This window comes from Candidatus Babeliales bacterium (assembly GCA_035288105.1).
Classification (GTDB): Bacteria; Babelota; Babeliae; order Babelales; family Vermiphilaceae; genus SOIL31.
Genome location: DATEAY010000061.1, coordinates 1 through 19,829, shown reverse-complemented (window position 1 = coordinate 19,829; position 19,829 = coordinate 1). Strand labels below are relative to the sequence as shown.

Genomic DNA, 19,829 nt, shown 5'->3' with positions numbered 1-19,829 from the left:
AGACTTTTCATCTAGATGGATTTGATTGATATGTGTTGTTGCACAAATGTCGACCATTTCTGTCAATGCTACATCATTTGGCTTAGTAACAGAGTATATTATAACTGCTTTGTCTAATTTACGTCTCCAACCCCCTTGGCCTGGGTCAAATTGTTTTCCTTGCAACGCAGTAAGGACATTCTTTTCCTCACCAAGTGCTTTATCCCAAAACCAACTTGTAAGGCCTAAACCTTCTTCCTTTGGCATAGGGACGATAATCGATTTTTCAAATAGATTTGCTGAATCAGAAGAAGAGCTCGTACTTTCCGGCTCATCCATGCAAAATAGATTTGCTGGTGCAGTTAATGGTAGTAGAAGCAATGCTTGGATGAATAGGATATTTATTTTCATTACAGTTCCCAGTGGTGTTGCATTTAAGATAATAAAAAGGGGGACCAGAATATTCTGGCCTCCCTTAAGTTTTACTTGTTGTCGATTTGCAAGATGTCTTGTTTTTTTTCTGCTATTGCAATTGTTGGTATGTTGCTTCTGTTCAATATAGATTTAATGCGTTGATCTGATGGTTCTTGTGTTGCAGTGACTATATTTTTAGGTACGGTAACGCTGTTTTGAGTAAGGAATGTACTTGCTTCTTTTCTAATTGATTGATTCAAGCATCCTAACGTAGCGATCAATGCTCGTTGTTTTTTAAGGGTTTCATTTTGTTGATCTATGAATTTATCGCCGTTAACAGCTATTTTTTGCACTTCTCGTTGGTACATGTCCATTGCAAGCACTACTTGGGTTTTGAAAAATTCAGTTTGAGTATTGAATGCTACAGCATTACTGTCATTAGTTTTTTGTACAATGAGGTTGGCTGTATCTATCTGAGTTTTGTGATGTGTACAGCAGGATTCAAATGCTGCACGTGCGGTGGCATCAGATATTCTAATGAGACCTTTATATTTACCGGTTTCAGATAATGTTACCAATTTTTCTAAAGAGTCAAAATCATTTTTGGCAGTAGCTTCTGTAACTGCATCATTGAGTAGGTCGAATAATAAAGCATTTTTTACGTCAAAAGATTCATTTACAAGCGCGGAAATTATTAAGTAGCGCAATCTGCCGGTTGCTTTAGCAAACCCGATTTTAGCACTTTCAAGATATCCAAGATCTTTTGTTTCTTGTGGTAACATAACTGATTGTGCCAACATTGCTATTACATCATCTGCCACAACCGCTTCTGTTTCGATTGCTTCATTTGCAGGAGTAGTTGTATAAACAGTTTCTGTAGCAACTGGAGCTGTTTGTGCTTCAGTAACTTTTTCCTTGGTCTGAAGAACAGGAAGTGCGTCGAGTATTTTGATGAGGTCTTCTTTACCAGCTAATTGCTCAAGTTTCCTTATTACATCACTAAGTTCTTTGGTAAGCTCTTCAGCTATCTGAGTTTCTTGTTCTGTAATGAGAAACTGTAAAATTTCTTGATCTATGTCGGAGTTCATTACAACTTCTATCGGTGTTATTTGCACCGTTTGAGTAATTGCTGTAGGTTCTGCAGTTACTTTTGGTTCTGCTCTAATTTCAGCTGAAGATTTAAGTGCTTGTTGTTGTTTTTGTCTCTTTTTTTCTCTTTTGATGGAACTTTTGCTTCTATTTATCGGTGTTTCGAGCTTTTCTCTATATGTTAGTTTGTTTTCTGTGCCCAAGACGGTTGGCTTGCCCATGCTTAAGAGTATCGAAGATGAGATCAAAGGGAGAATGAGTAGCGATTGAACGAGTAAGATATTTTTTTTCATCGGAAAAATCCTTCTTTTTGTTTGAATAATATCATAAACGTTATGCAGATGTGATTGTTGGGGGGTGTGTAGAGAGTGGTGATAGGCTCCTTTTTTTTAATGGGTTCATTTTGGATATTTTAGCGCGTGTTTGAAAGAAATAAAAGATATTTTTTATTCTTTTTTTTCATTGTGGTTCATCATTGTAAAATGTCGATTCTGTGGTAGGATAAAAAAATATTATCACAATATAATAGATTTTTATATATAAAGGGTAGGTATGAATAATAAAATTCATAAAAATATGTTGGTTGGTGGTGTTGTTGCAACACTTTCTTTTTTACCGGGATGTATTGACATGTTCAAGGGTGATCAAGCCCCAACAGAAACCAGAAGCTCACAAGAAGGTAGAACGCCGATGACTGGTGAGGTTTTGGTAACGATGAAAGGAATGCCTGCAATTACTACCGATAGCTTACAACTAGAAAAAGAAAAACTTTTAAAAGCAAATCCTCAAATTAGACAAGCTTTAGCATTTATGGATTCTAAAGAAGTTGATCGTAATATTTTGGAAGGATTAATTAATCAGAAAATTGTTGATGAATATATTGTTGCCAACAACATTAATCAAACAGCGGCATATCAAGCTGAACTGAAAGATTTATGTGATTCAATGGAGCGTATGCTTAATTCAAAATTCTTCAGTGAGCGAAAAGCTGTTTCGGTACCTGAATCTGAAGTAAGATCTTTCTACGAAGCAAATAAAGACAAAATACAAGGTTTAACCATATCACAAGGTGGCGTTGCAGCGACTGGTATTGAATTTGCAGATGCAGCAACAGCACGCACGTTTGCTACACGAGCAAAAACCGCACCAGGTGGATTTAAGAAGGTAGCTCAAGATGATGGTCTTACTGCAAAAATTAGAGACTTTAAATTGGTAAACAATCAAAGCATTGGCATTGACGAACAATTGCGCGATAAGATTGCAGCGATTAGAACAGCTCCATCAGTTGAGGTGTTTGATGTGAATGGAATGTTCTGGGTTGTGAATGCTACCGCAAAAGAAGAACCAAAATACATTCCGTATGAACAAATTAAAGATAGATTAAAAGAACAACTCGAACAAAATAAACGAGTTGAAGTTTTTGGTAAAGAGATTGATGCATTGAAAAAAGAATATTCTGTTGAAGTGAATGAGGACTTTTTCAAATCTCCAGAAATGCCACAAGAACAAGCTGGGTTGCAAACTGGTGGAGTTGCAACTGCTCCAGATAAAAAAGAAGCGGTAGAAAAACGACTTGCGTAAATACAATACATGATTAAAAAAAGGGGAGCGATACGCTCCTCTTTTTTTATAAATAATACGGTATAAATCACTTAAGCTTTTTTGCATAAATTTTCCTGCGCGCTCACCCTGAACTTGTTGAAGGGTATCTTCGAGCGCTCGAATACAATCCTTCAACAAGTTCAGGACGAGCGCGGGATGATACAAGAGTGAAGTAATGATTTTTGTTGCAATATTGGTTATACTTATATGCGTATCCTTCGATACATCCTACTTCGCCAAGGCTTCGTAGGACACTCCCTCCTTCGCTAAAGCTATGGAGGGCGCGCAGGGCGAGCGGGTTTGGGATTACAAAACAATAAACTTATATAGTGTGGAAGTAGTATGAAAATGCGCATGATAATATTATTTTTAATTGCATCCTCAATTCTTGTAGCAGAAAAAGCAGAAATTGACGTGTCCGCCGAAGCTTTAGCGAAGGAGGATACATCAAATTTTGTTTTATTAGATCAGATTGAAGTTGTTGTATACGGGCAAGAAGTAGAAATTATTACTAAGTCTGATATTGATCGTCCCGCTCTTGGTGGTGGTTTTCGCACAAAAGAGGAAGTTGTTTTTGAAAGAGAAGTACTTCTCGATGCAAAAAAACACCATCTTCCACAAGATGAAGAATCCATCGATGCATATCTTGCACAAATTCAACGCGAGCATAATTTATCAGAAAAAGAGTTGGAACAGATATTTACGTCTTCAGGATACACCATAGAAGAAGGTCGTCAGCAATTACAGATGATGCAAACGATAAACACTATGTTAGATATCAAAATTCGTTCAAATTTGATTGTTCCGCGTAGAGATGTTGAAGAGTATTACACAAATAATCCTACGGTAATAGAAGCAACATATACAATAGAGCGCGCATTTGTGCCGCAGTCCAAAAAAATATCATCTGATAAACAATATAAAGTTCTGGTTAACTATGCTCAGACAGGAAAAGGCGTTGCAAATATTGCCTGGAGTGAACCGTTCACCATTAATCATGCTGATGTTGCAGAAAGCAAACAGTTTATTTATACCATGGAACCAGGTAAAATATCATTGCCACATTTAGTAAATGATGGATTTGAGCTGTTTAGGTTAGTCGAAAAAACACCAGAACACGTAAGAAGTTTAGAAGATTCGTATCGAGAAATTGTCGATATTTTGCGACGACCAAAGTATGAAGAGTTGATGGAAAAATATCGTGCATTGCTTTCTAAGAATTGTTCGGTTGTGTATCTCTAAAGTGTGATTCTTGTTCAATAATTGCCCATGCGGGATCGTTGCTTGTAATTGGATGTCCCGGTCTTGGCGACATGTATGGTGGAAAATAATAATGAGATCGTTGAAAGCTCAATAATATTCTTAATCCAAACCATGCGCCAAATATTGGCGGTACCCACCAATATTTTTTGAGCCATTCTTTCCATGTTATTTTTGAATTGAGTTCATATTTTTCTAAAAATGGTGGTAGTTCTCTCACCAGCATGTCTATAGCGTTTAATACTTCTGAAATGGGGAGCTTGTTAATTTTTTCACCAATCTCAACAATGGTAGAAAGTGTTGTATTTTTCAGAGATTGTTTTTTCTCTTTGTGTTCACGTAAAAGAATTTGTTTCTGTACTGTAAATATGAGCACAAAGAGTTCGTGGAAAAATTGTCTGTCTTGGTTGTAGTATCGTTTTTTTGCATCTTCTAGTAATACAAGTATTGGTTTAAGCGATTGATGGCTATGCATTTTTTGTATGCATAGTTTTATTTTTTTATGAAAAAAAGTTGTTGAATCGATTTGTACACATTCTTTTTGGTTGATACAATTGCATAGTTGGTAGCAATAATCTTGTTTAGCCAAAAGCGATAAAAAATATGTTGATTCAGATAAGCACTTAACGCAGTAGAAATGATCAATGATATCTTTTCTTAAATCGTGGTAACGTTGGACTATTCCTTTTTTCCACATTGTATGATTTGGTAACACGATCGCGCTCATAAGTATGCACAACAGAGCTGCGATTTTTTTTACTTCTTTCATACATATTCTCGTTGTTTTTATTTTTTAATTGTGTTCTTCCTGTTGATCAAGGTGATCTTGCCAAAGGATAAGAGCTTTTTTAATCAAATCATCTCGCTTATTGTTCAATTCAGGTTTTGTTGCAAAATAACTGCCAAGTAATTCCGGAAGATCCATATTCACCTTCAATGCACAACTGCGTTTTTCTCGGGCTTCAAAACTATGCACAGGAATAACACCAATTAAATCAAGCGCTTCTTGGCAGGCATATTCAACAATTCTCAAATCAACTAAATCTTTTTTCCCTGCAGGTACATGATAAATAATTTTAACAATTGCATCGCGTAGATCATGTTTTTTAATTGCATCAATAATTTGATCAGTTTGTGGAGTTCCTGGAATAAGATTCACCTCAATTTGGACGAATGGTCGACTAGGTCCAGGAATAAATTCATACGTTGCTTTTCCCTTTTCAGGGATACTTACTAAACAAAAGCCTTTTTCTTCTTTACGTTCACCAAAATCAATTCGCTCAATTGATCCGGAGTAAACAACCGCAGGATATCCAGAAGGGTTAAGGTTTTGATGTCGGTGTAAATGTCCCAGTGCAACATAATCAAATGGTGCCAGTGCCAATTGTGAAGGCATAAGCATGGGATCATTTCCATAGATTGCTCGTTTTTCTGATCCAGAAAATATTCCCGTGCTTACCGTAATGTGGCTTGCAAGTACTGCAGGAATAGTCTGATCAATTTTTTGTGCATGATCGCTGATAATATGAGCAACTGCTTTTGAAATATATTCTGTTAATTGTGAATTCGATTTATCCAAATGTTTATCAGCAATTGCGATGGTGTTGCGAGTGGGCCAAGGAACACCAACAATGGTGATCGGACCATTTTTTGTGTGTAACGTGATTGTGCCAGGTTTTGAAAAAACATGAAAACCTTCAAGCGGTATTTCGCCAAGCATATCAAGTGCATGTGCTTTACCAAAACTGAGGGGATGATCATGGTTTCCGATGACAATCACAATAGGAATGCTTGCTTTATAAAGACGTAAAAAACATTTGAATAGCAATTTTTGTTGTGTTTGACTTGGGTTGTGTGTTTTATATGCATCGCCTGCAAATAAAAAGAAATCGACAGATTCTTTTATTGCAACATCAATGCAATAATTGAGCGCTTTTTCAAAATCAAGAAGGCGTGTATGTATCCCTGTTTTGGCATCAATTTTTCCATAATTTTCCATACCAAAATGGATGTCTGCAGTATGAATAAATCGTATAGCATGTGTCATATTGGTGATCCTAAGGGTGACATAAAAATTTTTCTTATATGGGTCCCCGTGTAGATGGGGTTAAATCATTGCTCATCTGCTGAATTATCAGGGTGTATAAGGCGAGCTCCAAGAAACGAAAAATCATCTAGTTTATCGGATATTATTTTTTGTCCGATAGATTTATTTTTTAATTTTTTTGCATAATCATATTTGTTTGTTTGATGCGCTCGTGCAATAGCTAAAGCGTTGTCTGGAACATCTGCTGTGAGTGTTGAGCCAGCAGCAGTAAATGTATTGTGTCCAATAGTTATTGGTGCAACAAGAGTATTATTACTTCCAATAAATGCGTGGTCTTCGATTATTGTTTTATGTTTGTTCACTCCATCGTAATTACATGTGATTGTTCCTGCCCCAATATTCACCTGTGAACCAATGGTGGCATCTCCGATGTATGTCAGGTGTTTTGCTTTTGTGTTTACGCCAATGGTACTATTTTTAACTTCAACAAAATTTCCAATAGCGCTGTTTGCACCAATGGTAACGTTTGATCGTAAATGTGCAAACGGTCCAACATGCGCGCCCGATTGAATGTATGTATTGTTGATGATACAGCAAGAATGAATAGTGACATTGTCTTCGATGATAACATTTTCTAAAGAAGAAAATTCTTGGATTATGCAATCTTTCCCAACGACGGTATTTCCACGCAGGTGAACACCACCACCGATGTATGATCCTTGTCCAATGGTAACATTCAGATCAAGATGAACATGATGTGGTAGTGAAAAACGTACTCCCTGATCCATCCAATATTTAATAAGTTCAGAACGTTTTATTTGTTCTACTGCCCATAGTTCTTGGAATGTATTGATACCGCGAATTGTATCAAAGGGTGCTTTAGTAGTAGCAACAACAAGGTTATTTTCGCTTGCGATTTTGACAAGGTCAGTTATATAAAATTCTTTATTCGCGTTGTTATCATCAAGTGTTGCGATATAATTTTGTAAAAAATTTGTATTAATGAGGTAAATACCTGCATTAATACAACAGTGTTCATGAGCGTCGCCGGTAAAATCTTTTGCTTCAACAATAGCGATGCTATGAGTTGTTTCTACTATTCTGCCATATGATTTTCCTGTTTCATCAGGATTACATGATGTTACAAAGCTGATTGCAGCATTACTTTGTAGATGTTCTTCGCAGAGAGAGGCTATTGTTTCTGGGGTTACAAGGGGGACATCGCCATTCATGACAAGAATATGTTCTTTTTCCCACAGCTGTTTTGTACAAGCGAGGGCATGTCCGGTACCATTTTGTTTTTCTTGCACTACAAAATCAATTATATCACCATGTTCTGTAGTAATGATATTTTGTATGATTTCTTTTTGGTAGCCCACAACAACAGTAGTGGGAATTTTTAGTTCAGCAAGGAGCTTTGTTGGAAAAAGGATCATTGTTTGACCACAAATCGTTTCAGCAAGTTTTGTTTTTTCTGTATGAAAACGAGTTGATTTGCCTGCAGCTAAAATAATCGCCTGAATGGATGGATTCATTGCGTTCCTTTCTGAAAATTTTTCTAAATTATTAAAATTTTTATAAGCATGTACTGTAGTAGTAATAATCAATGAAACGATTGCACATACATAGTATGTAATTTTCATGAGACACCTTTTTTTAGTTTTTATCGTTATAAAAGTGGCTGCAAGAGTGTAGCATGTTTTCACGGATTTTTCACGTCAATTATACGCTAACCTGGATAAATTAAATGAGCGAGTATATGCAACAAAAAAGGAAGTTTCATGCTTTAAAAAAAAGGAAAATGAGATATTATAGTACAAGAGGTTAATTTGGCACTAATTAAGATTCGACAAACAGTATAGAGCAGGGTAGTTCAATGTCGAAAAAAATTTCTTTATTAATTGTTCTTTTGTGTATGTCTCAGTTGGTTTACGCAGAAATATATGATAATCGATTTATTCCTTTATTTTTACCACAACAATTTTTTGTCGAGGACTTACCTTCCTCGTATGAATTTGATTTTGTAGCGATAACAGCGAGTGAGGCATTTGCGCGGGATGAAAAAACGGTTGGTATTCCAGAATTATTCGGAATATTTGATTTAAATACGCTAGCAACATCCTTGTTAGAAATTACTGGTAAAAGTCCTTTGCGTTCAGATTTATTAGGACGAGAACTTCCCTTTGCAGTGAATGGACGTATCCAAGGCGAAGGTTTTGCTATGCGTTATTATCAAAGTCTTGGTAAGCATTTTGCCTTTGGAGCTGAATTACTTTTTTTAAAAACAAATTCGCGTCAAACGTTTGAGTTGGATTTGGAAAAGGTGAGAAATTTAAAACCGGGTGATTTCAATGAGATCGAACGATCACGTCGAATTGCATTTGAAGAAATTGGACTGATTCAAAATAACTCAGCACAGCATGGTATTGGCGATATTGATTTGTTTGTTCGTGGTGGTAACGTGTGGGACTACACATTGAAGTGTCGCAAAATTTGGGCTGGATTATCTATTGGTGGATATATACCAACCGGTGTCAAAACAGTTTTGTGTAATGCAGCATCAATTCCTTATGGTGGAAATGGTTTTGGTGGTATGTACGTCAAAGGTGATGCATTGTTTGAACTGAAAGAAGACATTAAGGTTGGTTTTTTACTGCAAATAAGTAAACGATTTGCTCGTACAACTTTAGCTCGCATGCCTATGGTGGCAAGCGAGCCATATATTTTTGGACCAATTATTGGCAAAGCACATATTAATCCTGGACCAACCTTAGCATTTTCTCCGTACTTTGTTTTAGAAAATATGCGTGGAGGTCTTGGTGTGGGAATTCACTATACACTGACATCGCATTGGCGTGATACGTGGTGTGATCGTCGCAAGGATCCACAATTTCCTGTAGATTTGTCGCAGGTGATTAAAACATCGAAATGGGGGTCTGATTATTTTACCATTGATATCTTCTATGATTTTGGTAAACAGAAAACAAAACATCCTATAGACCCAATTCTTTTCTTTAGGTGGGATGTTCCAGCGATGCTTTTTGTATCACATAATGTTGCAAAGACAAACAAGGTATCGTTGGGTGTCGAGTTAGCGTATTAGTATCCCAAATGTAATCTTAATTGGGATTCCCATGCGCAATGTAATAAAGCATGGGGTTTAAATAAGGAATAGTTTATGAAGTTCATGCCGGCGCGCAAATTATTTAATTTCTTTTCTAATGATATAGCAATTGATTTGGGAACAGCAAACACGGTGATTTATGTTCGTGGTAAAGGGATCATTTTAAATGAACCATCAGTAGTTGCAGTACGTTTGCATACTAAAAATGTGCTTGCTGCTGGAACACGAGCAAAAGAAATGTTAGGTAAAACACCAGAAAATATCGTTGCAAGTCGCCCTATGCGCGATGGTGTTATAGCAGATTATGAATTAACAGAAAGTATGTTGCGTTATTTTATTAGTGCAATACACGAAGGTCGTAGTTCTTTTTTTAGAGCACGACCACGTATGATTATTGGAGTACCATCAGGTATTACGCAAGTTGAGCGCAGAGCAATTGAAGAATCTGCCAAAGAAGCAGGCGCGCGTATGGTGCGTACTATTATGGAACCAATGGCAGCTGCAATTGGTGCAGGTCTTCCGGTACAAGAACCGTCCGGAAATATGATTGTTGATATTGGTGGTGGGACTACTGAAGTTGCAATTATTTCATTAAAATCTATTGTCTTTTGTCGTTCTGTGCGTGTTGGTGGCGATGAAATGGATGTTGCAATTGTTCAGTATGTAAAACGTAAATATAATCTTTTAATTGGTGAGCGCACTGCAGAACAAGTAAAAATGGAAATTGGTTCAGCATTGCTTGAAGGTGATTTCCACAAAAATAGCATGGCAGTAAAAGGAAGAGATTTGGTAACAGGTGTACCAAAAACTGTTGTACTTTCAGCTCCTGAAGTTAATGAAGCGTTGCTTGAAACTATCGCAAGTATTATTGGAGCAGTACGTGAGGTATTAGAACACACTCCACCAGAACTATCATCTGATTTGGTGATGAGTGGTATTACTATGGCGGGCGGTGGATCATTACTGCGTGGCCTTGATAAACTTATTTCAAAAGAAACTGGTTTACCGGTTCAGGTTGCAGAAGATCCATTGTTTTGTGTTGTAAAAGGTGCTGGTAAAGTGATTGAAGATTTAGATTTTTTCCAAGATGCGTTGATGGAGTAGGAGAAGCAGCTGTGAATAAGCTCAAAGTGGCAGTACTGATTGCGAGTCTGTGCGCAAGTTGCGCATATCCGATGCTTTATAAGCAGGGAGAGCTTAAAAAGAAAAAAGAAGTTTTTTATTTACCGATTTGTGCGCTCGCTAAAAAACCGTATTTTGGTATGACATCAATTTTTTCAGCATGTTCTTCTTTGCAAGAAGCATCAAATCTTCTTTCTGTGTTAGCTCGAACTAATCGTTTTTATTATTGTTTTGAAGGTTTTGATACTCATGGGAGAGGATTAAAAAGGATTTGCGATAAAGCAAAAAAGCTACTAGAGAAAGGAGAAAATCCAACTCTGGCGAATAAAAATGGAATAACACCATTAATGTTGGCCCAACGGAGAGGGCACACAGAACTTATTACATTAATGGAAGAAGCAGTAAAAGAATGGAATGCTAACCACTAGCGAATTAATTCCCAAATCTTTAGAAAATCTTCCATGCCCATTTCCTGCGCTCGCAATACCAGTGTTTCGGGATTAATTTTTTCTGCTGCATAGTGTGTGTGTGCCAAATTATTTTTTAATGTTCGTCGTGGTTGTTTAAAACAATGTTTAATGAACTTCCAAAACTTTTCTTCATCAGGAATGGGTGTAATTTGTGCATGTGGTTTAAAATAAATAAGACGAGAAAAAACTTTTGGTGCAGGGTGGAATGAAGTTGGTGGAACTTTATCCAATAATTTCCACTCAAAATAATGCTGAAAAAAAAGTGCTGGATACCCATATCCACGACCTCTTTTTTGTACTATTTTTTGTGCAACTTCTTCCTGAATCATAACAACACCTTCTTTGATCAAGTGTCTATGTTCTTGAAAGCGGTGCAAAATAGGAAAAGTAACTTGATAAGGTAAATTGGCCAATACTGTCCATGGTTTATACTCTTCAAGTTGCGCATGTAAATCGACATCAAGAAAGTTATCAAGAACCATTGAAATGCGTTCATCGGGGTATGTTTCTTGTACGTACTGTGCCCAGTCTGGATCAATTTCGAATATCTTTAATCGTGCTGCCGGTGTTGCTAAAATATATTTGGTCAAAAATCCATCACCACAACCAATTTCAAAAATTGATGTTGTTGGTTTTATTTCAACCGCAAAAATCATGTTGTGCACAATGCGTATATCACGCAAGAAATGCTGACCGAATTGTTTTTTTAAAGGAATGCCTTGTGAATATGCCACGGAATTTTTAGACCTTATGTAAAAATTATCGAAAAAACCAAAATCCGTTCGCCCTGGGTGCCCCAAAGGGGCGTATCGAAGGGTAAATGGTACATTAATTGAAAAAATTAATAAAAGAATCGATTTACTTAATGATACACCCTTCGATACTTTTTTTGAAGCAAAAAACACTCAGGGCGAACGGATTAGCGGAATTTACTCACTGACCGTCAAGTCACGTTTGCGCATACGGCGGTTACGTTTATATGATCCACTTCTTGATTTACGATCATCATATACTTTGTAATATTCTTTTGCCTTGTCAAATGCTTCTCTAACACGAGTTGGGTATTCTTCTTCGAATGAACTATCAACAGCTACTTTGTGCGCAATAAAACTAAGCTTATCTATTTCTTTGTGCGATAAAAACGGGAAGATATGAGTAAAGTTATTGTTTTTACGTTGCTTGATGAGCATCACGTCAAATTCTGGTCGTATATCAACAATAACTGGGTATGGGGTAACAATATCATTTCGTACTTGCTTGATATAATGCAAGATGTAAGGGATGGTGATAAAGGCAGGAAGTGGATGCAAAACAAAACTTTCACGGTAATGTTTTGGCGACCAGCCAAAAAACCAGAATTCAAGATGACCAGGAGAGCAATCTCGTAGTAAGCGGGATTTCCCTGAAACAATGCTTGGTTTACTAAAATCAACGCACGCGGCACGTCGCTTTGGACTATCGTGTTTTGTGCGAGAGCTACGCGTAAACTTCATATCGATCTGCATTAATTTTTTTGGAACCCTAAAATTATTACTATTTTTGAACTGACGGCGTGAAAATATTCGGTTAAAAGAGAAGAAATCTATTCGTTGTATGCGGTCTCTTTGGGAAAAAAAGTGATATATTTTTTTAAATACCGGGTCATTTGCTAAATAATCGGTTTCGGTCTGTATCGGTACACCTATCAATATGAGCTCATCAACAGAAATAGAAGATTGCGGGTCGGTGTTTTGGCGTGCGGCAGCAAAGTTAAGGCATACATTACCACCGTGACTATACCCAATAAGGCGGATTTTGGGGAAAATACCAAGATTCCAATATTTTTCTTTGAGTTCTCTGGTAAGCCCCTCTAGGAGTTTAATTGAATCATTGTATCGTGTTGTAGGGCTTAATAGTCCCGACCAGCCAAATGTATAGTAATGGTTGGTAGTATACGGTGAAACAAGCTTCGTTACATCGTCATACATATGCGCGATTGCACTGGCTGCATGGCCCGGTTGTAAGTCATCAATATCAATCTTTCTGAGGCCAAATTCTTGCATTGCCTGATTAATATAGAAATAAGGGTCTAAACGCATGTATTCCACGGTTTTTGAGTAAATAGTGTGCTGTACATCGTCACGCACAAAGCGCATCACGTTTTGTATGGTTAAGTGCGGCTGGATGCTCATAATCCCATGAACAAAGATGGTTATCCACGTCTCTTTGCCCGTTTCTGCTGTGTCGAATGGCTGTGGATCATTGTGCATGGAAGCATAAAAATCTTTTATTTTTTTACGTTTTTTGGCGGCATTAATAAAGCAACTATTGACCAGGAGCGCTGATATGCAGCAGAGATAAAAAATAGTTTTTACCCGTCCATTGTTGTTTCTCATTAATAATTCCTATAAAAAACTGCTTTTAAAGCATTAAGTATAACAAAAAACGTTGAATCTTAGAGTCTTTTTATTAAAAATTCCCCATTTTTTCTTCTAGTACGTACTTCTACGAGTAATTATACCATACGTGCCCTATATATTCAAATAGTTTATAAATACAAAAGATTTTTAATCAAATTATTGACAAATTGTTGTTGGTTTTGTCAGTATTCTAATTAGAGATGATAAACTAATTGTTTTTTATAAAAAAAGGAGACGGTATGAAGTTTATGAAGGCACTAGCGGTGTTTGCGCTATTAAGCACTGGTAGCTCAGCGCTTGCGTACACATGGGGCTTTACCAACGTAACTAACAAGACGTTAGTTATTAAGCTCGTATTACAGGGAACTGACGCAGAATTTTTCAATATAGTACAGCCTGGAAGACGTACTTCATTTGATTGGGGATGGGGTAACGCTCGAGCAGGTTTTTGTTTATCAAGTATCGTAATTGGACAATACAATCCTAATGTTTCAGTGAATTTCCCTGGAACAAAGTCTGGGCAATTGCCAAGAGATACACGTAATACTAAATTCTTTGATGATAGCAAAATTACCCAAGCAATTGATGCAAGAGGTCCATGGTTCTTCGCTTTAGGACGACAACCAATTCGTGAACCAAAAGTTACCTTTGTAAAGGATGAAGCATGGGGAGACTTTGATGACAAAATCAGCGAAGCCGCGGAAAAATTAGCAACAGGTGTTGCAAATACGGCGGAAAAAGCAGCGGAATTGTCAGGGAATTCTATCGATGGCCTACTTAAGGAGACTGGTGGTATAGTGACTTCAATAATTGAGCTTGTAAAAACAGGTAAATGTATGTCTCGTCACTTTGATATTATTGAAGTAGATAAATCAATCCAGTTGTTCACAAAAAAATAAGACATATTTCTCAGAGTTAAAATAAGGGGTAAATCATAAAAGATTTGCCCCTTTTCATTATTGTGCAGTAATTTGTTTGGGTTGTGCGTGTTTTTTTTCAATTGCCTGATGAATCAATTCAATAATTCTATAATTGTCCAGTTCTTTTGCAATGAAGAGAGGCGAATCTCCTTGCTTATCAACAATTTCAGGATCTGCTTTTTCAAGCAATTGGCTAATAAAGCGAATGAAATCATAGGTTATATGTGTTTTTCTTCTATCTTTGAGAGAATACAGGAGTGCGGTTTCTCCGCGGTTGTTTTGTTGATCAACTTGAAGGGTGGGTCGAGCAATAATCTTTTCTAGTGCAGAAAGTTGTATAGGTAAGCTTGCAGCACAATGTAGTAAGGTCATACCATGACTATTACGTGTATTAATATTTGCATTGCTTTCAAGTAGCAGTACGAATGTCCAAGTATTACGATGTATGGAGATCATTAGGGCAGTTTTTTGTAGCCCGCAATCATTAAAAGTAAAATCTAAATCAACTTTTTTTTCTATCAAAGTATAGAGACTTTTTGAGGTAATCATACTTGATGAATCTTTACACAAATTTTTTAGTTCATATTGTAGTTTAAGGCGCTTCTTTGCCTGTTTTGTGGCAAGAAAACGAGCAATACTTTCATGAGAGCATGAAAATCGGAATGAAAGCTTATGTATGAGATTGTCACTAAAATCAGGGGCATTAATTTTTTTGTTTAAAGCTTTATTTGTTACCGCAAGAGTACGAACTGTTCTTGCAGCTTCTCTTGGTTTTTTTGTATCAAGATTATGGATAGCCATATTAAAAACAATCTTCAACATATCTTGTGGTAGTACTGGTAGTGCTGGCGTAATTTTTCTTCGCTTCTGATTGTATGCTTGTTGCGTGTGTACAAGTTGTCGCTTCATCGCGTGACAGTGTGCAGCGCTTACCATAAGACTCAATAGTATCAATTTTTTCATGTTCATCCTTTTCGCAAAAACATATCACAGAAAATGTTACTTATATAGAGATTGTGTTTAATTTTTGAATTTAGTTGTATTAAGCATGTAACATAAAAAAATGGAGTAGAACAAAAAAGGGAGATTGAAATGATATTTCAAAGAATTAGAATGTGTTTTTCATTGAGTTGGAATTTTTTGCGTGTTTTCTTTCAGATCATTTATGGCGCGTGGCGAGTGTCAAAATTACCACATCCAATTATTTCAATTTTTGGTAGTTCAAAAACAAAACCGACAGATAAATATGCTCATCAGGCAAACCACATTGCAGCATTGTTAGTTGAACAAGGAATATCAGTTTTAACTGGTGGTGGACCTGGAATTATGGAAGCTGCTAACTGTGGAGCTGTGTTAAAAGGAGGAAAGAGTACAGTAACAACAAGTATTGGCATTAGTGTACGTGGATTGGAAGATAAAAATTCATGTGTGCAAGAATTTTTTGAAATGGATTACTTTTTTGCTCGCAAATGGCTTTTGACAGAATACTCAAGTGGATTTATTGTGTTTCCTGGTGGTTTTGGAACGCTCGATGAACTTTCTGATGTGCTCGTTTTAATTCAAACACAACAAATGAAAAAAGTGCCAATTGTTCTTGTGGGTAAAGAATATTGGCAACCTTTTATGGATTGGATTACCAATGACATGTTAAAACATAACTTAATAAAACCTGAACATATTAAATTATTCAGCATTACTGATGATCCATACAAAGCGTTTTGCTTTGTGCGTGAAGAATGTGAAATAGATTAATTTTTGATAGCTTTTTGTCATTTGTATTTTTTGTCAATTGCATCTGTAATAAGTTGAGCAAATTTTGGGTACCCTGTTTTTAAATTTGCATAATAAGCTGGAGTCATTCCCTTATTATTTGCAAGTTCAGGATCTGCACCGCTTTCTAACAGTTGTTGGGTTGCGATATATAGTTTTTCGGTTTGATCACCATGATTCCATGCACTTATATGTAGCAATAAATTGATAAGAGGAGTATTTCCATTTTGACCTCGCAGGTTAATTCTAAATTCGGGGTGTTTTAAAAGAAGTGGAACAATAGGTTGACATTGCACAGCATAGTAAGAAGTATGAAAGTCATCTTTTGTATAAGCATTAATATTTGCGCCATTTTCAATGAGCCATTTAGCTATTTTTTCATTCTCATTCGGATATGCAGTCGTGAACATGAGTGCAGTTAAGTGGTTTTTTCCATAAGTAAAATCTAAATATACATCGTCTTTTTTTAGGTTACCAAAAGTATTGGATATGTACTTGTCGCAAAAAGGCGAGTTTTCACATTTACCGCGAAAAGTGTGCTGAAGATAAAAGCGGTTTCTCGCAGATTTTATTTGCAGTGTTTCTGCAACTTCTTCATTAGAGCTATTAAAGCTTGCGGATAGATTTTTTATAAGTTTGAGACACATTGCATCATTGTTGAGTAAATTGTGTAATGTTTTGTTTATTTGAGCAAATACACTGGTGAGTTGTGCAGCATCTTGTAATGACTCAGAACCATTGATGATAATGTGTTTAACTAATTCTGTTGGTAATTGTGGTTTAAATATTGATGAGCAATCTTCTGAGTTGTTAATTGTTGTTTTGTTGGCGCAGTTACATACACAGGAGCATACGTACAGGCGTTTATTTTTTTTAACTGACTTTTCCTCAGGTAAAACCAAAGGTTTATCCATTGCGTTGGTGTGTGAAGCAAAAAAAATAAGCGATACTACAAGTAATTTTTTGTTCATAATGTCCTGGTAGGCCATTCGTTGATCGGGAATAATAGATTTTTAGTATAATTGCTCGTAAAATGTACACGTAAGTTACACAATATTCAAGGTATATTTGTGTGACACCTTTTTTTGCCTGATGGATCTGGTATAGTTATACAAGAGGGTGGTTGAGTTTTATTACTTTTGATTCATTAAATTGTATGGAGTGAATGTTATGAAAATAATGACAAATTCTCTTAAAGTAGCATCATATCTAACTTTTTTAAAGTTCTCTGGTCTGATTAAAGTAAGTTTTTTGCTTGGTTCTCAGATGATATGGTTTTCTGGCGTAAACAGTGTTTTACCATTGGCGGGTGCTTTTGGTGGGTTATTCGGCGCTGGATTAGTCTTTTTGATGCGGCAATTGCTGCATCTTGTCTTCTTTAAAACGGTATCGTTAAGCTTTTTGGCTATGTGTATTCCTGGTTTTTGTGCGTCGCTTTATTGGGCTGCAATTAACCCTTCGATACGCCCCTTACGGGGCACTCAGGGCGAGCGGATTTTTGCTTTTACCATTCGTTTATTACTGCCTCTTGCATGCATGGGCTTTTTTGTGGCTCATCCAGTTGGTTCCCAGGCATTTTTCTATTCATTATATTGGTTAATTCCGGTTGTTTTATATTTTGTTCCCCGAAAATCACTCTTTTTACAAGCGCTTGGCAGTACGTTTGTGGCACATGCAGTTGGTTCTGTAATTTGGTGTTATACCGTTCCAATGATCGTGCCGATGTGGATGGCGCTTATGCCAATTGTGGCACTTGAACGCACATTATTTGCACTTGGTATGGTTGTTGCGCATCATGTGCTTACCTTTATTTTTGGTACAATTGATGCGATGGAGCAAGTTGATAAAAAACAAGCGGTGCCTGCTACAAAATGCTAAAACATCTTGCATGTATCATGGATGGCAATCGTCGTTGGGCAACTCGTCAAGGGTTGCTCTCTTTTCTTGGGCACAGAAAAGGGCTTGATGCGGTAAAATTAGTAATTGATTTTTGTCTTACAAAACAAATACCATATCTTTCTCTCTACACGTTTTCTACAGAAAATTTACAACGCTCACAAGATGAGCAACAATATTTATTTGAAGTGCTTGCACAGGAAGCATTGCAAGAATTGCCAGAATTTAAGCGTAAAAACATTCGTATGTGTTTTGTTGGAGACCGTGCATTGTTTCCAAAAAGTGTGCAACCAGTGTGCGAAAAAATTGAACAAGAGACTGCACACAGCACAGCGCTGCAGGTTAATTTTTTGTTGTGTTATGGGGGAAGACAAGAGATAGCCGATACAGCGCAACGTATTGCGAGTAAAGTTGCACACGGTGATTTACAATTGACTGATATTACGCCACATCTTTTTGAACAATTTTTGTGGACATCCGGTACACCATCACCTGATTTAATTATTCGCACTGGTGAGCAACACCGGTTGAGTAATTTTCTCCTTTTTCAGTGTGCGTATAGCGAACTATATTTTCTTGATTGCATGTGGCCAGATATTTCTGTGACAGAATTAGAATCGGCACTTGTCTATTATGATAAGTGCCGCAAAATGTTTGGGAAATAAGAGTTTTTGTTATTACGTTCCGAAATAGCGGTCGCCGAAATCACCAATTCCTGGAGAAATATATTTTTTTTCATTTAAGCGTTCATCAATTACGTTGACAACAACACTGATTTTTGGAAATTCTCTGCTCAATACTGTAAGACCCTCTGGAGCTGCACAGATTGAAGCGATAATAATGTTTTCCTCGGCTACGCCATGTTCTTTGAGCAGATTAATCAACAATCGCAATGTGCCACTTGTAGCAATCATAGGTTCCACTACAATGACCTTTGTTGCGTGAGTAAGTGTTGGTGAGAGTTTCATGTATTTGAATACAGGTTCTGCTGTTTCCTCGTTACGTTGAATTAAAATTTTATTAATTGGCGCATTGGGAAAATATTGGCTAAAAATTTGTAAAGGAACGTCACCAGAACGCATCACAGAAACAAGTTCTATAGTATCACTTAATACTTCTCCTTGACAGTGTGCCACGGGAGTATCGATTTCTACTGTTATTGTGTTCAGACATTCAAATACATTTATGACAAGAGATACAATCAGGTCTGTGGCAGCCTTACGAAATTGTTCTTGCGAACTGTTTATATCTCTCAATTGTGTCATTGATACGCGTTCGAAGGTGCTTAGTGTTGTGGAACATTTGACGATAGGAAAACGGTTTGTTGTCGCACAACAGTTACTTATAGATAACAAGCTGCAAGCAAAGATGATGCTATTCATGCGCAGGCGCGCAAAAGATGTGTGCATAGAAGCTCCTTCGTAAAATAGGGGTTGTTTTTTGTGAAGAAGATACAGTAAAAAATGCAAAAGAGCTATGCTTATTTGTTAATTTTATTAAATATACGTTATTTTTTGAGATGTTTTTTATTTATTTGAATGATACTCATAATAAATGCATGAATTTGTTCTTCACCGAATATATTTGCAGCGCCAAGGGGTGTCATACCACTGCTACCAGCAAGTTCAGGATCTGCGCCAGCTTCGAGTAGTATTTTTACTCCTGGCAAGTTTCTTAAAATAACGCTATATATGAGTGGCGTTAGCTCACCGAGAACAGATTGATTTGGATTTACTT

Annotated in this window: 21 protein-coding genes; 10 read left to right on the top strand and 11 right to left on the bottom strand. The window is 36.7% G+C overall.

Translation table 11 applies throughout. The features are described 5' to 3' along the window. Positions 1-390, bottom strand: a 390-nt coding sequence (locus VJJ26_03365) for a hypothetical protein (GenBank protein HLC07202.1), incomplete at its 3' end; no start/stop codon positions are given. A gap of 71 nt (positions 391-461) precedes the next feature. After that, the gene (locus VJJ26_03360; GenBank protein HLC07201.1) at positions 462-1,775 is read right to left on the bottom strand and encodes a hypothetical protein; all 1,314 of its coding nucleotides are present in this window, start codon (positions 1,773-1,775) and stop codon (positions 462-464) included. A 259-nt stretch (positions 1,776-2,034) separates the two neighbouring features. On the opposite strand from VJJ26_03360, the gene VJJ26_03355 reads away from it, so the two are divergent. Then, entirely contained in the window at positions 2,035-3,063 is a 1,029-nt protein-coding gene (locus VJJ26_03355) for a peptidyl-prolyl cis-trans isomerase (GenBank protein ID HLC07200.1), read from the top strand. 363 nt (positions 3,064-3,426) lie between these two features. Then, complete coding sequence (locus VJJ26_03350; protein ID HLC07199.1) at positions 3,427-4,326, top strand: hypothetical protein; 900 nt, start codon at positions 3,427-3,429, stop codon at positions 4,324-4,326. On the opposite strand, the gene VJJ26_03345 is transcribed toward VJJ26_03350, so the two are convergent. The 3 genes from VJJ26_03345 to glmU all read right to left on the bottom strand — a co-directional run bounded on the left by VJJ26_03345 (position 4,298) and on the right by glmU (position 8,034). Beyond that, positions 4,298-5,113: a hypothetical protein gene (locus tag VJJ26_03345; GenBank protein ID HLC07198.1), complete on the bottom strand. Its 816-nt coding sequence runs from the start codon at positions 5,111-5,113 to the stop codon at positions 4,298-4,300. The two genes, VJJ26_03350 and VJJ26_03345, sit on opposite strands and share 29 nt — an antisense overlap. Positions 5,114-5,137: 24 nt before the next feature. Beyond that, on the bottom strand, positions 5,138-6,391 hold the full coding sequence (gene sbcD, locus VJJ26_03340) for an exonuclease subunit SbcD (GenBank protein HLC07197.1): 1,254 nt from the start codon (positions 6,389-6,391) through the stop codon (positions 5,138-5,140). Between the two features lie 65 nt (positions 6,392-6,456). Next, on the bottom strand, positions 6,457-8,034 hold the full coding sequence (gene glmU, locus VJJ26_03335; GenBank protein ID HLC07196.1) for a bifunctional UDP-N-acetylglucosamine diphosphorylase/glucosamine-1-phosphate N-acetyltransferase GlmU: 1,578 nt from the start codon (positions 8,032-8,034) through the stop codon (positions 6,457-6,459). Positions 8,035-8,267: 233 nt separating this feature from the next. Here glmU and VJJ26_03330 point away from each other — a divergent pair, with 233 nt between their 5' ends. The 3 genes from VJJ26_03330 to VJJ26_03320 all read left to right on the top strand — a co-directional run bounded on the left by VJJ26_03330 (position 8,268) and on the right by VJJ26_03320 (position 11,065). Continuing rightward, the gene (locus tag VJJ26_03330; protein ID HLC07195.1) at positions 8,268-9,494 is read left to right on the top strand and encodes a hypothetical protein; all 1,227 of its coding nucleotides are present in this window, start codon (positions 8,268-8,270) and stop codon (positions 9,492-9,494) included. 84 nt (positions 9,495-9,578) lie between these two features. Further along, entirely contained in the window at positions 9,579-10,619 is a 1,041-nt protein-coding gene (locus VJJ26_03325; protein ID HLC07194.1) for a rod shape-determining protein, read from the top strand. 11 nt (positions 10,620-10,630) lie between these two features. Continuing rightward, positions 10,631-11,065, top strand: coding sequence for a hypothetical protein (locus VJJ26_03320; protein HLC07193.1), 435 nt, complete (start codon positions 10,631-10,633; stop codon positions 11,063-11,065). Here VJJ26_03320 and rsmA read toward each other — a convergent pair. Both rsmA and VJJ26_03310 read right to left on the bottom strand, forming a co-directional pair. Beyond that, on the bottom strand, positions 11,062-11,841 hold the full coding sequence (gene rsmA, locus VJJ26_03315; protein HLC07192.1) for a 16S rRNA (adenine(1518)-N(6)/adenine(1519)-N(6))-dimethyltransferase RsmA: 780 nt from the start codon (positions 11,839-11,841) through the stop codon (positions 11,062-11,064). The genes VJJ26_03320 and rsmA overlap by 4 nt on opposite strands. Positions 11,842-12,036: 195 nt before the next feature. Beyond that, positions 12,037-13,482, bottom strand: coding sequence for a hypothetical protein (locus tag VJJ26_03310; protein ID HLC07191.1), 1,446 nt, complete (start codon positions 13,480-13,482; stop codon positions 12,037-12,039). Positions 13,483-13,745: 263 nt separating this feature from the next. On the opposite strand from VJJ26_03310, the gene VJJ26_03305 reads away from it, so the two are divergent. Next, the gene (locus VJJ26_03305; protein HLC07190.1) at positions 13,746-14,405 is read left to right on the top strand and encodes a hypothetical protein; all 660 of its coding nucleotides are present in this window, start codon (positions 13,746-13,748) and stop codon (positions 14,403-14,405) included. Positions 14,406-14,462: 57 nt separating this feature from the next. Here VJJ26_03305 and VJJ26_03300 read toward each other — a convergent pair whose 3' ends face one another. After that, the gene (locus tag VJJ26_03300) at positions 14,463-15,389 is read right to left on the bottom strand and encodes a hypothetical protein (GenBank protein ID HLC07189.1); all 927 of its coding nucleotides are present in this window, start codon (positions 15,387-15,389) and stop codon (positions 14,463-14,465) included. A gap of 129 nt (positions 15,390-15,518) precedes the next feature. On the opposite strand from VJJ26_03300, the gene VJJ26_03295 reads away from it, so the two are divergent. Next, positions 15,519-16,178 carry a TIGR00730 family Rossman fold protein gene (locus tag VJJ26_03295; GenBank protein ID HLC07188.1) on the top strand — a complete coding sequence of 220 codons (660 nt, stop codon included), beginning with the start codon at positions 15,519-15,521 and terminating at the stop codon, positions 16,176-16,178. A gap of 17 nt (positions 16,179-16,195) precedes the next feature. Here the strand turns inward: VJJ26_03295 and VJJ26_03290 are convergent, their stop codons facing one another. After that, on the bottom strand, positions 16,196-17,167 hold the full coding sequence (locus VJJ26_03290; protein HLC07187.1) for a hypothetical protein: 972 nt from the start codon (positions 17,165-17,167) through the stop codon (positions 16,196-16,198). A gap of 199 nt (positions 17,168-17,366) precedes the next feature. Between VJJ26_03290 and VJJ26_03285 the strand changes: the two genes are divergently transcribed. Both VJJ26_03285 and uppS read left to right on the top strand, forming a co-directional pair. Next, positions 17,367-18,074 (top strand): hypothetical protein, encoded by a 708-nt coding sequence (locus VJJ26_03285; protein HLC07186.1) that lies wholly within the window; start codon positions 17,367-17,369, stop codon positions 18,072-18,074. Continuing rightward, positions 18,068-18,757, top strand: coding sequence for a polyprenyl diphosphate synthase (uppS, locus tag VJJ26_03280; protein HLC07185.1), 690 nt, complete (start codon positions 18,068-18,070; stop codon positions 18,755-18,757). The genes VJJ26_03285 and uppS overlap by 7 nt, the downstream gene beginning before the upstream one ends. Positions 18,758-18,769: 12 nt before the next feature. Here the strand turns inward: uppS and upp are convergent, their stop codons facing one another. Then, the gene (gene upp / locus VJJ26_03275) at positions 18,770-19,357 is read right to left on the bottom strand and encodes a uracil phosphoribosyltransferase (protein ID HLC07184.1); all 588 of its coding nucleotides are present in this window, start codon (positions 19,355-19,357) and stop codon (positions 18,770-18,772) included. A 28-nt stretch (positions 19,358-19,385) separates the two neighbouring features. Between upp and VJJ26_03270 the strand changes: the two genes are divergently transcribed. Then, entirely contained in the window at positions 19,386-19,517 is a 132-nt protein-coding gene (locus VJJ26_03270; protein ID HLC07183.1) for a hypothetical protein, read from the top strand. 82 nt (positions 19,518-19,599) lie between these two features. On the opposite strand, the gene VJJ26_03265 is transcribed toward VJJ26_03270, so the two are convergent. After that, positions 19,600-19,829: hypothetical protein (locus tag VJJ26_03265; GenBank protein HLC07182.1), on the bottom strand; the 230-nt coding region annotated here is incomplete at its 5' end.